We start from the raw sequence: 13,780 nt of genomic DNA on the forward strand, positions 1-13,780 counted from the left end.
TCCCCCCTTTAACTTTTCAATTCATTATAATGGTGCATTGCTCCTAATGCAAAAAATACTGCTACTGCTAAGATATAGATAGAGCCTATCCCCATTCCTTCTCTCGCTACTGCAGTTCCTAAGAAAAGTGCACCAGTAGCAACAAAAGCTGCAAAGCCTAGCATTTTCCTTGCCATGTAATTCCTCCCCCCTTCATAAGATTTTTTTCATAAATTTTTCTTATGTAGTATAAGTATGCATTTTATATTATTGTACATCCTTGAGAAGATTTTGTCAAACTTTCTGTTAAAAAAAAATCTATTTTTAGTAAATTTTTTTATTTTCTAATAATTACAATTGTTCATCTTAATTTTAAGTTTTTCCAACATTTTTAAAGAGTGTATTGTATACAATATCCTAAGTGTGTCTATTTGAAAACCATTATCTTTTGTTATTAATTACCTTTATTTCTTACAATATTTTCTTATTTGAGATTTTTTATGTTAATACATTGCATAATAATTAGTAATTTATGGATATTTATGATATTTATTTAACAATATTATTTTGCCTCAACCTAATGATTTATTTGGATTTTTGCAAGAAAAAAGCCTCTGAGATTCAGAAGCTTTTTCCTCTATTTATTTGCATATGCTCTAATAATATCTCTTCTACTGATAATGCCCATTAATTTTTTGTTCTTTACTACAGGAACTCTATTTACATGCTTCTCTGACATAATGGTGGCTATTTCCTCTATAGTTTCTTCTTCCTCTACGGTGATTACTTGATCCGTCATTACCTCACCGACTCTATATCCTGCCATTTTTTTAATTTGCATTTCTAAATTTTTAGGATTTTCTAAAAATATATAACTATCCAGTAATGTAAAATATGCTGGGATGTGGAGCTTCTTACTTCTATAAATCAAGTCCCCTTCGCTAATGATACCTATAACCCTATTTTCTTCATCTACCACCGGCAGACCGCTAATGTTATGCTCCAATAGTATTTCTATGACCCGCTCTACTGTATCATCCTTTTTCACTGCAATCACTTCTTTTGTCATAATATCCTTTGCTAGCATGATATCACCGCCTTTATCATTTTATATAATTTAAAATACCCATAATTCATCTATAATAAAAGCTTTCCAATAAATCTTTTTGTATTTTACTTCCCTTTTTATTGAAAACTTTAGCGTTAATCTTTATACTTAAAAGGGTATACTACTTATTAAATCAAGCTTTATCTAGTGATGCTACATTCTACAGTAATAAAAAAGGAGGCGACTTATGGAAAAGTATAAAAACTACATAGGAGGAGAATGGGTTAGCAGTATTACTCAGGAGGAAATACAGGTGCTTAACCCAGCAAATGGTGATGTTTTAGGTTATGTTCCTAAGGCAGGAGCCAAGGAAACCACTGAGGCAATAGAGGCTGCTCATAATGCCCTAGATGAATGGGCTTCTTTACCTGCCCAGGTGAGGGCAAAGCACTTAAAAAAATGGTATGAGCTAATGGTCCAGCATCAGGAGGATATAGCTAGAACCCTAACTCTAGAGCAGGGCAAACCGTTTCCAGAGGCTTTGGGAGAAGTAAAAGCAGCTGCCCTTTTTGTTGAGTGGTATGCTGAGGAAGCCAAGAGAATCTATGGTGAAGTTATTCCTGCCAGTACCAATCGTAAGAGGATAGTTGTTATTAAACAGCCTGTAGGTGTTGTTGCCGCCATAACCCCCTGGAACTTTCCTGCTTCTATGGTTACTAGAAAGATCGCACCTGCCCTTGCTGCTGGTTGTCCAGTTATTTTGAAGCCTGCAACCCAAACACCATTAACGGCACTGAAAATCATTGAATTAGCTGATAAAGCAGGTCTTCCAAAGGGTGTGATCAACATGGTAACAGGTGGCGCTGAGGCCATCGGTAAAACCTTAATGGAGGATAAACGGGTCAGCAAGGTCACCTTTACTGGTTCAACAGAGGTTGGTAAGCTCTTAATTAAACAATCCGCTGATACTGTTAAACGAGTTTCTTTAGAGTTAGGCGGCCATGCTCCTTATATCGTATTTGATGATGCAAATATTGATAAGGCTGTAGCTGAAGTAATGGATTCTAAAATTCGAAATTGTGGTCAAATGTGTGTAGCAACCAACAGATTCTATGTTCAAGAGGATGTTGTGGATGCTTTTGTAGACAAGCTAAAGGAACGTTTTTCCAGCTTTATCATTGGCAATGGCATAGAGGATGGTGTTCATATTGGTCCTCTTATTGATAGAAAAGCCTATGAAAAGGTGGAAAATCATATTCAGGATGCTGTCAGCAAAGGGGCAGAAATTGTTTTTGGCGGAAAAGGCTATCATGAAGGAGATCATCAGGATTCTGGTTATTTTTATCAGCCCACAGTATTAATCAATGTAACAGATGATATGCTGGTGATGCATGAGGAAACCTTCGGACCGGTCCTTCCTATTAAGAGCTTTAAGACAGAGGATGAAGTAATTAAGGCTGCCAATAATACAGATTATGGTCTAGCTGTATATCTTTTTACAGAATCCTTATCCCGTGGTATTCAAGTATCAGAAAAATTACAATATGGTATTGTTGGCTTGAATGATGGTGGTCCAGCAACCGTGCAAGCCCCCTTTGGAGGCTTTAAAGAAAGCGGTATAGGCCGAGAAGGCGGCCATCATGGTTTGGATCCTTTCTTAGAAATAAAGTATATATCTATTGGTGTATAAAAACAAAGACTGCAATTTATAATAATAAGTTAAGTTAACGGTGCCAGGCACCTATAACTTAACTTATTATTTATAATTGATCTTCCAGCTCTTGTATATATTCTTCTAATTCCCCTAGAATCTCCTTGAAGTTTTCCCTGCCTAATCCTATTCTGAAGTGGTTCCCTTTATAGTCAAAGACTTCACCGGGCAAAATCATGATATTTTTCTCCTTCACAGTTTTCTCACACAGCTCTCCTACTTTCATTTTTTCATTTAATTTAGGAAAAGCTATGGATCCTGCTTTTGGTTCAATCCATGTAAATAATTTCTGATGTTTTTCAAAAAATGCTTTCCCTGCTGCAATATTGCCTCTAATTCTTTCCTTGTTTTTTTTCAAAATCTTTTCTTTTTGTCTTAAAGCCATTATCCCTAATATTTCACTGGTGGCACTACCACATATGGTTGTATAGTCCTTTAATACAGCTAATTTTTCTATTAACTCATGGTTCCTTGTAGTAAGCCAGCCAAGTCTTAACCCTGGAAGGCTAAAGCTTTTAGAAAGACCAAATAGAGATATGCCTTTTTTGTAGATATCTGCAACTGATGGTAGCCTATCAGCTTCCTCATGCTCCAATAACCAATACATTTCATCAGAGAACAAATATAAATCATGCTTCTCTGCAATTTCTATCATTTTATCAAAGGTTTCTCTAGAAGGTAAATAACCCGTAGGATTATGGGGAAAATTTACAATTATCATCTTTGTATTTTTGCTAATATTCCTTTCTAAGAAATCTATATCTAAATGCCATTGTTCTTCTTTGAATTCTACCTTCCAATTGGACACAGAACAACCTAAGGATTTGGGCAGCTCCGATAAGGATTGATAAATGGGGTCCATCACAATGACGTGGTCCCCCTTCTGTAAAATTGCATTCATGGCTATAAAAATACCTTCTTCAGGTACCACAGTAATGCTATCCTCTATTGTGATATTCTGATACAGCTTTGCTATCTCCTGCCTCAAAATAGGATGTCCTTTTGATTCTGTATAGCCTAGCTTCAGCTGCTGCCATAGCTGTAGACTCTCTTCATCAGCCCCATCAATTAACTCCTGCATAGATAAGCTTTCGCAATCCGATGGACTTAACAAATATTTAGCTGTGAACTCATAGATAGCAAAATATCTTTCTAATTTAAATGGATTTATAATCATTCCTATGCCCTCCTATTGTTCTATTAGTGTATACCAACTTTTTAATAAAAATACCCTGCAGCACTGGACGTATCCTATATAATTATTCAACAAAGATTCTATAAATCCTTTTGAAAAAATATCCAGCACAAAAAGACCTTACAGCATAAGGCCTTTTAAAAAGATTTTATGTAGTTGGAGGAGGAAAAAAACTCCTCCTTTCTAGAATTATATCTTCCTTTATTAGCAAGTCTTAGACATTGATTGAACTGCTATTTTCAGAGGCTTTTAAACTGTCTTCAGCTGCACCAGATACCCCCTCGGGCTTGGCAGTTAAGTGAAAGCCTATTAGCAATGCCGTCATTGCAATGTAGCCAATAAAGTACTGGTAGTCATAAAACAGTTGCAGCTGCGGAGCATGCATAAATCCTACTGCCGATAATAATCCTCCTGCCAGTGCAGCATAAGCAGCTTTTTGGAATTGGTCATCGATAATAAAGACTAGGATTGCTCCCCAAATCAACCCTGTAAACATTGCACCCTGTCCTAATGGGACAATACCAGAGGATAGATTGGCTACCACCTCTCCAGCGGCATTGTTGAATCTAGTCATAATATAATTAGCAAAGTAAGGGAACATTGCTAGAACCACTGCGGGATAATGCTTCTTTTCTACAGAGGAAAAGGCTTGAGAAACCATAGAAATCCCTACAAATACTAATATAGGTGCAATTACTGCTATTGGTATGATTTGTGACATGGCTGCAATGATACCAAAGGTAGAAGCCAATAGAAAGACGAAGCCGTTGATGACAGAATACCCTCTACCGGCATTCATCCATTTTGATCCTATGGATGCAATATATACCGTGGTTGGAAATACCCCGCCAAAAATAGCCCCTATCATGGTTCCTGCTCCATCTGCCAATTGTGCTTCTTGTACATTGTACCGATCTCCTGCAGCAGCCATTGCCTCCACATTATTCATGGTTTCAATGAAGTTGTAAATGGAGATAGGTAAAAGAATCGCAAATAGTCCTACCATCGTACTGGTTATATAGGTCATACCTTCAAAGGCTCCTAGGGTTGGAATAGGTAAATAGAAGCCAATGGTTGAAAACCCTTCAGTTATTTGACTTGCATCTACTCTCCCGATAGTATAAGCCATTACTGTTCCGATAATGATAGCAAATAATGAGGCTGGAATTTTAAAAGGCATAGGTTTTTTCGCTATTAATCCGATTAAGATAATTGCTAATACGGTTAATCCAATGATGGGCATTTCATAGGTTCTAAACAATAGTTCACCGCCAATGAAGGCAAAGGCTACTCCTGCTAAAGCCCCCAGCATAGATGCTCTTGGTAGACGGGTGTATACCCACTTACCAATAACACTTCCCAGTACTTCTATGAAACCACCTAAAAGACATGCTGCCATTCCAATTTTCCATGCCAGTTCTGGATTTCCCGTTAGGTTAAGGGCTGGTTGTAGTACGCCAAACAGATAGATAAACATAACTGGGGTACTTATGCCATAGGATAATGCCGTAACATCTGTTCTGTTTTCTTTCATAGCAAGTTTTTTTGCCATATGGGCATAATATAAGTTGCCAGCTAATACAGCAATGGCGGCTCCTGGAATTACCCTTCCATAAACAATATGATTTGGGTATCCCATTGAAATCATAGACACTGCAATAAGAACAAAATTAGCTAAATTATTTTGAAAAAGTGCAAAAAATCCATCAATGTCTTCTCTCTTGAACCAAGGATAGTGAATCTTTGTCATAATACTCCTCCTTTATTTATATTTATAATTTATCTAAACAAAACCACCATCGGCCATGGTGAGGCTTCATTTGTCATCTGTCATTTCTTCTACTTCCTGAAAACCACTTCATTGTTTGTCATGGCATCTACAATCGCTAAAGACTCCACTTGAATATTCATTTTCCTTAATATTTCTCCACCTTCCTGGAAGCCTTTTTCGATTACTACTCCAACCCCCACTAGGTTGGCCTCTGCTGCATCAATGATTTCCTTTAGACCTAGTGCCGCTTGGCCATTGGCTAAAAAATCATCAATCACTAGAATATTATCTTCTTTATTAATATATCTCTTTGACACCCTTATTTTATAATGCTTATCCTTAGTATATGAGTACACACTGCCTTCATATGTATCTTTATCAAGATTTTTTGATTCAGTCTTTTTCGCAAATACTACTGGTACATGAAAGTACTGAGCCGCTATAGCAGCTACTGCAATCCCCGATACTTCTGCTGTTAATATCTTAGTGATCTTTTTACCATGAAATCTTTTTTTAAACTCCTTGCCCATTTCATTTAAAAGCTCTATATCCAATTGATGGTTTAAAAAGCTATCCACCTTCAATATATTTCCTTCCTGCACTCTTCCTTGTTGTATAATTTTCTCTTTTAATAATTCCATCCTTGTCCTCCTTATCAGCATTATTCAAAAAAATAGAAAAACCCGTAGTAATTCTACGGGTTTATAAAGATTCATTTAATGTACTGCCTTAATACTCCTTCGGTAATCCATGAATACAGAAATAAAAAATATAATAGATAAAAAGATGACTTTATTTTTTATTAGTTATTGTATAGATTCCTATTAAACAAATCTCCCGTAGTCAGACTGTTTACGGTAGTCTGGTAGAAACTTATGGACCATATCTCCAAAATTATACGAGAAGCAATTTAGTTTTTTGATAAAGTATAGTTTATTTTAGCTTATTCTCTAGGAAAAATCAAGCGGTTATTCTCGAAAAACCATGCTTTTTCTTTGAAAATTTTTTCCTACAGCTTCACTGCTTGGTCTAAATCGAATAAATATAAGTAGCTTTCCTTTACCTTTTTTTCAGTGATTTTTTCTAATGCTTCCTTATATAGCTGCAATTGTATATCATATTTTTTCACTACTATATTAATATTCCCATTAGGAATATAATCACTTTTATAGTCTAATAACACCAATCCCTCATCTTCTTCAAAGTAACAGTCAATGATTCCCTGTACCAATAAGCTCTCATCACAATCCTCTAAGCCATCAATAACATCCTTGGCTTTTTTCTTGATATTAAAAGCAGTTTCTCGATAGACTTTTTTGGCTTTTAACATCCTTTGTCCTAGTTGACTATTTAAAAAACTGACGATTTTAGCTATTTCCACGGTTTCTACTTCTTCTTCTGTTAAAAGCTCCTTCATGGTCATCCATTGCAGCTGTTTTTTTATGTCTTCCACTTTTTCTACAGAAGCCAAACTTAAATGCTGTAATACAAAATGCAGAATAGTGCCTCTTTCTGCTGCTGAGAAGGTTTTTGTTCCTTCTAGAAACTTAGGCTTTCTGACTAAGTTAGGGATCTTGTATACAATACTCTCCATTGTAGCAATGCTGGATTTCTTTATTTCTGACACAGAAAGCTTAGACGGTATAGATGTCGCCTTTCTATGGGGGTATTTCCAGTTTAGTATAGTATCCATGCTGTTTTTGTGGGAGGTAATGGCCTTACTATCATACTCCTTTAGCCTTTTTTCCACTTCCTTCCTTTGTATTGACTTTTCCTGTTCTTCCAGTACAATATCCTTGCGATTTTTTAAGGAAACAGACCAGTGAGAAGGGTCCTGCAATAGCTTATCCTTATCTAGCTCTATCTCTGCCAACTGTCGCAGGGCTTCCCCATCAGGGTGTTTTGTCAGTACCATACCAATCCAGTCTAAATAATTTCTTCCGGAAGCTAGCATATAGGGATTAATACTTTTACTCCATTTTTCCACCAGCTTGGAGAGGTTCTTTACTGATCCTACTAAAATCAATTTATCTACTGGTCTTGTTAAGGCTACATAAAGAATTCTCATTTCTTCTGATAGGCTTTCCATTTTAATTTTATCCTTCATAGCAAGCTTAGCTATGGTATCTCTATAGGTTCTTAAGCTTAAATCAGTAAATTTTGGTCCTAAGCCTAAATCCTTATGCAATAATACATCAGCATTAACATCCCTAAGATTGAAGTTTTTTCCTAGACCCGCAGTAATGACTACAGGAAATTCAAGTCCTTTACTTTTATGAATACTCATAATCCGAACTACATTATCATTTTCTCCTAATATTTTGGCGGAACCCATATCTCCTTTACTTCTTTCCAGCTTTTCAATGAATTTGATAAAGTTAAATAATCCTTTAATAGAGGTTTTTTCAAATTGACTAGCTCTATCTAATAGTATTCTTAAATTTGCTTGTTTTTGGCTTCCTCCTGGCATGGCTCCTACATAATAGAGATATCCTGTGTCAATAAAGAGCTTCCAAAGAAATTCATCTATTTTCATAAACCGGGCTTCATTGGACCATTGATTTAAAGACTGTATAAAATTGTTTAGTTTTTCTGTTAAAGGATTATGATTGCTATGAATATATTGATCAATGGCTTCAAAGAAACTACCTTTCTTGTGATAGATTCTTATTGCTATTAGTTCCTCTATAGTAAATTTGCCTATAGGAGAACGCATAACGCTTAGTAAGGGAAGGTCCTGCCTCTTATTATCAATTACCTTTAAAAGATTCATAAACATACTGACTTCTACAGCTTCAAAATATCCGGTATTTGCATCAGCATAAGCAGGAATACCCTCTCTCAAAAAAGTTTCTAAAAATATTTCTCCCCAATTTTGGGTGGTTCTCATAAGTACAACCATATCTTTATACTGAAGTTTTCTATAGGTTTTTTCTTCAGAATCATAGATCTTTTGATTTAATAAATTTTTGATCTTTTGGGCAACGATTCTGGCCTCTACCTCGATATCCTCTAACTCTTCTATTTCTTCCTCTAGCTCCTCCGCTCCTTCGTAGTCCTTCTCAATGATTTCTACTTCAATGGATGGATCTGCTATATCCTGGAAGCTTCCTCCTTGGTATAAATAAGCATCCTCATTATAATCAATCTCTCCTAAGGCCTTAGACATGATGTGTTTAAAAATGAAGTTGACACCATCTATGATTTCTCCTCTACTTCTAAAATTTCTTGCCAAATCAATTCTTCTGTTGAGGCTTCCCTCCTGCAATTGAAAGCTTTCATACTTGTCAATAAATAGTGTGGGATCTGCTAGTCTAAAACGATAGATGCTTTGTTTTACATCACCAACCATAAACACATTATTATCCTTCTTAATATACTGTATCAAGGTTTCCTGTACTATGTTGCTGTCCTGGTATTCATCCACGAATATATATTCAAACTTAGCTCGGTACTCCTCTGCAGCTTTATCATTTTCTAATATATCCAGTGCATAATGTTCTAAATCATTAAAATCTACAATGCCTCTTTCTTTTTTCTTTTCTGTGTATCTCTCTCCAAAGTCCTTCACTAATTGATATAAATAGCACATTAAAGGATAAAGTATCTCTAAGTCATCTACATAGTCCTGTGGACTGAGAATCACTATATCTGTTTTTATATTCTTAAGGATGTCTTTTGCTTTTTCCCTTAAGGATTTTACCTCTTCCTTTAAATTTTCATCTACATCCTGTTTTCCTCTGCTCAAACTTTTATGTTTGAAGCCTTCAACAGTCTTATAAAAAACGCCAAAACCTTTTTCCATTGCCAGTAGTGTCGCCTTCATTTGCTTTTTGTCATCTTGAATAGCATCAAGATATTTTTCAGGGCCATTAGGCTTATTGCAAATTACTTCCGCTTCCTCTAGTAAATCTATCGCTCCTTGTATATTGATACTAATTGTTTCCTTTATAGTTTTTACCCAAACACTGTCTTCAAAGCCTTCAATATCTATGTTAAAGTCTTCTACCTGGTTTCGCAGCCAAGCATATGGCTTTGGCTGACTTTGGATAAACCTATAGATTTTTAAAATTAAATCCTGTAAAGGGGTATCTTCTCGTGTACCGCCAAACCTTTCCACTACTTCTAAGAAGGTAGGATGCTGTTTTTCATATTCTTTCTCCAACAGTTCCTCCAATGCCTCTAGCTGTAGAATTCCTGTCTCTGTTATATCTCCAATCCGAAAGCTTGGGTCTACATCGATAAAATGAAAATGTTTCTTAACTACTTCTATGCAAAAGGAGTGGACAGTTGTGATGGAGGCTTTATTTAGCAGGGTCATTTGCCTTCTGAGATGCTCTTCATTTTCATTTTTCTTTTCTAATTCTTTTATTATGGCATCTGCTATCCGTTCTCGCATTTCTCCAGCAGCTGCATTGGTAAAGGTTACAATAAGCAGCTTGTCTATATCTATCTTGTCTTGTAGAATAATTTCTTTGATCCTTTCTACTAAAACCGCTGTTTTCCCTGAGCCTGCTGCTGCTGCCACCAATAAATTACTTTCCCTTGCATCTATAGCCGCTTTTTGCTCCTTAGTCCATGCCTTCATTGCCATCTCCCTCCTTTCCTTCCTTTATTTTTTCTAATACTTCCTCTGGTTTTAACTCTTTGATTATTTTATATTTATTGTCATCAAAAACATTATCAAACTGGCAAATGGATTGGTAGCTGCAGTATTGGCAAGAGACTTGTTTTCCTTTTTTACAAGGTTCAATTTTTACATTTCCCTTCAGGATCTCCTTACCTATCTCTTTAATTAAGCTTCTGACATGCTTGATTATATCTTGGAATTCCTCTTCTGTGGCTACAGAGGATTTTTTTCCTATACTTTCATCTTTATTTAAAGCTACAGGAATAATCTCTGAATGCTTTTCAATATGTTTATCCATCCCTTTTACTATCTTTAAATCCTTTAATACTAAGCCTTTCATTTTTAGCTGTTTGTTAATTTCACTTTCTATCTTATCTACAGCTTTGTCTGCTGTTTTTACCATTGGATCATCTATCTTGAAATAAAATACACCGGCTGGATGGTTTCTTGTCTTCTTTACTTTATCCTGTAATGCCATCATTGCTTCTAAATAGACAATTAGCTGTAATTGAAAGCCATAATATACATCCGATAAACTAAATTTTTTGTTGCCTGATTTATAGTCGATTACCTTTAGGTAGGTATCCTCTTCTGTCATCATTATATCCACTCGATCAATTCGTCCCTCTAAGATAATCTCTTCCCCATCCTCTAGTTCTATCACGATGGCAGGGATTTTTTCATCCCTTCCAAAGGCAACTTCATGATCAAAGGGCAAAAACTCTCCACTTTTAATATGCTCTATTAAAGTCCATAAAGCTTTTTTGCTTATTTGAGTTAATCTATTGATTAGATACTTATATCGATGGGTACTTAACATCACGCCATGTTGAAAGTCTATGGATAATTGCTGCATTACCTCATGGATTATCTCATGACATTCCTTTTTCTCCATCTCCATCCAGTTCATGTCCCTTTCCTTGGTTTTACTAGCAAATGCCTCCATAGAATAATGAAAGAACATTCCAACATCCGGACCCTTTATTTGATACTCTTTTCTTTCCTTAGGTCTTAAACCATAGGTAACAAAATGTGAAAAAGGACAGTTTACAAAGCTTTCTAACCTTGAAACACTAGTTTTCATTGGTAAGTCGTATAGATTTCGGATGGTTCCTTTGTGGATATATTTTACTTGATTCTCATAGAAAAGCCCTTCTATCATAAGATTTTTCTTTTCTTGCCATTGTGGATGATGATAGTACCAATGGTACACATCCCACCACAGAAGGTGGATAGGCTTGCCATCCATATATAGTCTTAGGTTTTCTGTTAGATATTTAAAAGTACTTAATGGCGTGGCTATTAGATGGAGCTGTGTATCTTCATTCCTTAGAAGATCTCCCTTTAATTGAAGCTTGGGGAACAGCTTTTTTATTCTATCTATTAGAATTGAAGGCCTCTTTGCTTTTCCTTCTCCATCTGCTAGAGGAAAGCTTATCCATAAATACTCTGCAGGCTTTGAAAAAGCAGAATAAATTGAGAAGTTTTCTTGTAAAAGCTTGGTCTCTCCGCTAACCTCTAGTGGCAGTCCTAGTTCCCCTAGGGTTTTTCTTTCATGGTCTAGAAGAATGCCTTCATCACTATAGGTGGATGGCAAAATGCCATCATTAGCTGCTACTACCAGTAACGCTTTTATATCATGACTTCTAGAACGGTCTATTGTTCCTACCAATACTTGATCAATGGTGGAGGGAATTACCCCTATTTCACAAGCAGAAAATCCTGATTCTAAAATCCTGTAGTATTCCTTTATTGATGTTTTGTTATCTTCTAAAATCTCGTAGATTTGATCAAAGATTTCCATTACGATATTCCATATTTGTGTATTTTCATTTGCATAGTCAAATCTATCATTTGTCTTTAAAGCTTCAATCCATAGATCTAACTTCTCTTCTATTTGCATGTCCAATAAAAAACCAAACAATCCTTTAGTAATCTCTTTTGGATTTTTGCTTCTAGCAATTTTTTTATGAAATTTATTTAATGGAGTAATTAATTTGTTTCTTATCCTATTGAGTTCCTCCAGCTTTTCTGTTTCCTCACCGATATGAAAATCCTCCATCCATCTCTTACCTCTAATGCCATACTGTAATACATAGTTTTCTAAAATTTCTCCTTCTTCCTTAGTTAAGTCAGTGAACCCGGTTTTTACTAAACGAAATATATCTTTATATTGATAATTATTTAGTATAGTTTCTATAGCAGTTAGAATTAATTCCACAATAGGATTATTCATAATACTTCTTTTTTCATCCATGAAGTAGGGTATGCCATACTCTTCAAATGTTCTTTTGATCATACCACTGTATCCTTCAAAGTCTGCTGATACTACTGCAATATCTTTAAATCTATACCCTCTTTCCCTCACCAGTTGCAAGATTTCTGCTGCCACATGCTCTATCTCTGCATAAGGATTGGTGCCGGTAAACACCTTGAGGTTTTTTACTTCCTCGGTAAATTGTTTATAGGGGTATCGAAATAATTCCTCCTCTATATGGCAAATCTCTTTAGATTTATTTATTCCCGCTATTTTGTCTCTGTCTAAATTGATAATAATCTCTTGAAGCTTTAATTCTTCTGCTATCCTTTTTATTTGTAGATAGGTTTTTTCAGAAATTCTAAATAATTCCTTATCCGATCCCTTACCATCCAGTGTCATGGTAAAGGTTATATATACGTCCTTAACTTTTAATAACAGCTTTTCAACGATTTTTAGTGATTGGGGGGTAAATAAATGGAAACCATCAATCCATATTTCTGCATTTTCTAAAAAGCTTGCTTTTTCAATGGACTCTATAAAAAGATTTAAATTATCTTCATTATCTATATATCTATTTTCTAAATAGCTGTTAAATTTCCCATAAATCAGAGCTATATCTTCTAGCTTCATCCTCATAATACTATCTTCATCAACTTCATTTATGCCTTGCAATAACTCAATTGGTGCTATATTCTGTTGTTTAAATTCACAAATCATCTCATTTAGCTTCTTTACAAACCCCTCTTGCTTTGATGGATTTTTATAAACGGATAAATCCTCTCTACATTCCTCTAGTATTTTTCTAATAATCATGTTTTTGCCAATTTCATTGATGGGTGTTTTTGTTAATCCTCCCACTTCGTTAAAAACTCTAAAGGCAAGTCTTGTAAAGCTTAGCACCTCTACCCCCATGATTCCTTTCAATTGTTGCTTTTCAATTAAGTCTCTTTCAGCTTGAAGTGTGAATTGTTCAGGAACAATCAGAATTAAAGGGTGACCCTGTTTTTCTTGTAGTCTTTCCTTTATTTGAGACATGACATATTGACTTTTTCCTGTTCCTGCTCTTCCTATTATGTAGGTTATGGCCATAATTTCACCTCTTTTTCTCTAGTGTTATCATAATAATAGTATACCACACCTCAAAAACAAAAACATAATACAGCCTATCCCACAGTTCTACTGTAGG

At 35.4% G+C, this 13,780-nt stretch carries 8 protein-coding genes and 1 riboswitch; of the genes, 1 reads left to right on the forward strand and 7 read right to left on the reverse strand.

The genetic code is table 11. The annotated features are described in order from the left end of the window. Positions 1–8 precede the first annotated feature (8 nt). Together BMX10_RS17970 and BMX10_RS06310 are read right to left on the reverse strand one after the other, a co-directional pair. Positions 9–176 (reverse strand): hypothetical protein, encoded by a 168-nt coding sequence (locus tag BMX10_RS17970; protein ID WP_170834715.1) that lies wholly within the window; start codon positions 174–176, stop codon positions 9–11. 440 nt (positions 177–616) lie between these two features. Then, entirely contained in the window at positions 617–1,066 is a 450-nt protein-coding gene (locus BMX10_RS06310; protein ID WP_090441085.1) for a CBS domain-containing protein, read from the reverse strand. 208 nt (positions 1,067–1,274) lie between these two features. Here BMX10_RS06310 and BMX10_RS06315 point away from each other — a divergent pair, with 208 nt between their 5' ends. Next, complete coding sequence (locus tag BMX10_RS06315) at positions 1,275–2,717, forward strand: NAD-dependent succinate-semialdehyde dehydrogenase (RefSeq protein ID WP_090441088.1); 1,443 nt, start codon at positions 1,275–1,277, stop codon at positions 2,715–2,717. 70 nt (positions 2,718–2,787) lie between these two features. Here the strand turns inward: BMX10_RS06315 and BMX10_RS06320 are convergent, their stop codons facing one another. The 5 genes from BMX10_RS06320 to addB all read right to left on the reverse strand — a co-directional run bounded on the left by BMX10_RS06320 (position 2,788) and on the right by addB (position 13,683). Then, positions 2,788–3,915 carry an aminotransferase class I/II-fold pyridoxal phosphate-dependent enzyme gene (locus tag BMX10_RS06320; protein WP_090441091.1) on the reverse strand — a complete coding sequence of 376 codons (1,128 nt, stop codon included), beginning with the start codon at positions 3,913–3,915 and terminating at the stop codon, positions 2,788–2,790. Positions 3,916–4,147: 232 nt separating this feature from the next. Beyond that, positions 4,148–5,683, reverse strand: a complete 1,536-nt coding sequence (locus tag BMX10_RS06325; RefSeq protein ID WP_244272653.1) for a solute carrier family 23 protein — start codon at positions 5,681–5,683, stop codon at positions 4,148–4,150. An 89-nt stretch (positions 5,684–5,772) separates the two neighbouring features. After that, complete coding sequence (locus BMX10_RS06330) at positions 5,773–6,345, reverse strand: xanthine phosphoribosyltransferase (RefSeq protein WP_090441095.1); 573 nt, start codon at positions 6,343–6,345, stop codon at positions 5,773–5,775. Positions 6,346–6,524: 179 nt separating this feature from the next. After that, positions 6,525–6,626: riboswitch (purine riboswitch) on the reverse strand. Positions 6,627–6,713: 87 nt separating this feature from the next. Further along, the gene (gene addA, locus BMX10_RS06335; protein ID WP_090441098.1) at positions 6,714–10,292 is read right to left on the reverse strand and encodes a helicase-exonuclease AddAB subunit AddA; all 3,579 of its coding nucleotides are present in this window, start codon (positions 10,290–10,292) and stop codon (positions 6,714–6,716) included. Then, positions 10,276–13,683, reverse strand: coding sequence for a helicase-exonuclease AddAB subunit AddB (addB, locus tag BMX10_RS06340; protein ID WP_090441100.1), 3,408 nt, complete (start codon positions 13,681–13,683; stop codon positions 10,276–10,278). The genes addA and addB overlap by 17 nt, the downstream gene beginning before the upstream one ends. Between the last annotated feature and the right edge of the window lie 97 nt (positions 13,684–13,780).

The sequence above is a fragment of the Natronincola peptidivorans genome (genome assembly GCF_900111615.1).
Taxonomy (GTDB): domain Bacteria; phylum Bacillota; class Clostridia; order Peptostreptococcales; family Natronincolaceae; genus Natronincola_A; species Natronincola_A peptidivorans.

Excerpts from the sequence above, each read along its gene's own strand:
- BMX10_RS17970 (WP_170834715.1), bottom strand. The coding sequence starts at position 176 with ATGGCAAGGAAAATGCTAGGCTTTGCAGCTTTTGTTGCTACTGGTGCA.
- BMX10_RS06310 (WP_090441085.1), bottom strand. The coding sequence starts at position 1,066 with ATGCTAGCAAAGGATATTATGACAAAAGAAGTGATTGCAGTGAAAAAG.
- BMX10_RS06315 (WP_090441088.1), top strand. The coding sequence starts at position 1,275 with ATGGAAAAGTATAAAAACTACATAGGAGGAGAATGGGTTAGCAGTATT.
- BMX10_RS06320 (WP_090441091.1), bottom strand. The coding sequence starts at position 3,915 with ATGATTATAAATCCATTTAAATTAGAAAGATATTTTGCTATCTATGAG.
- BMX10_RS06325 (WP_244272653.1), bottom strand. The coding sequence starts at position 5,683 with ATGACAAAGATTCACTATCCTTGGTTCAAGAGAGAAGACATTGATGGA.
- BMX10_RS06330 (WP_090441095.1), bottom strand. The coding sequence starts at position 6,345 with ATGGAATTATTAAAAGAGAAAATTATACAACAAGGAAGAGTGCAGGAA.
- addA (WP_090441098.1), bottom strand. The coding sequence starts at position 10,292 with ATGAAGGCATGGACTAAGGAGCAAAAAGCGGCTATAGATGCAAGGGAA.
- addB (WP_090441100.1), bottom strand. The coding sequence starts at position 13,683 with ATGGCCATAACCTACATAATAGGAAGAGCAGGAACAGGAAAAAGTCAA.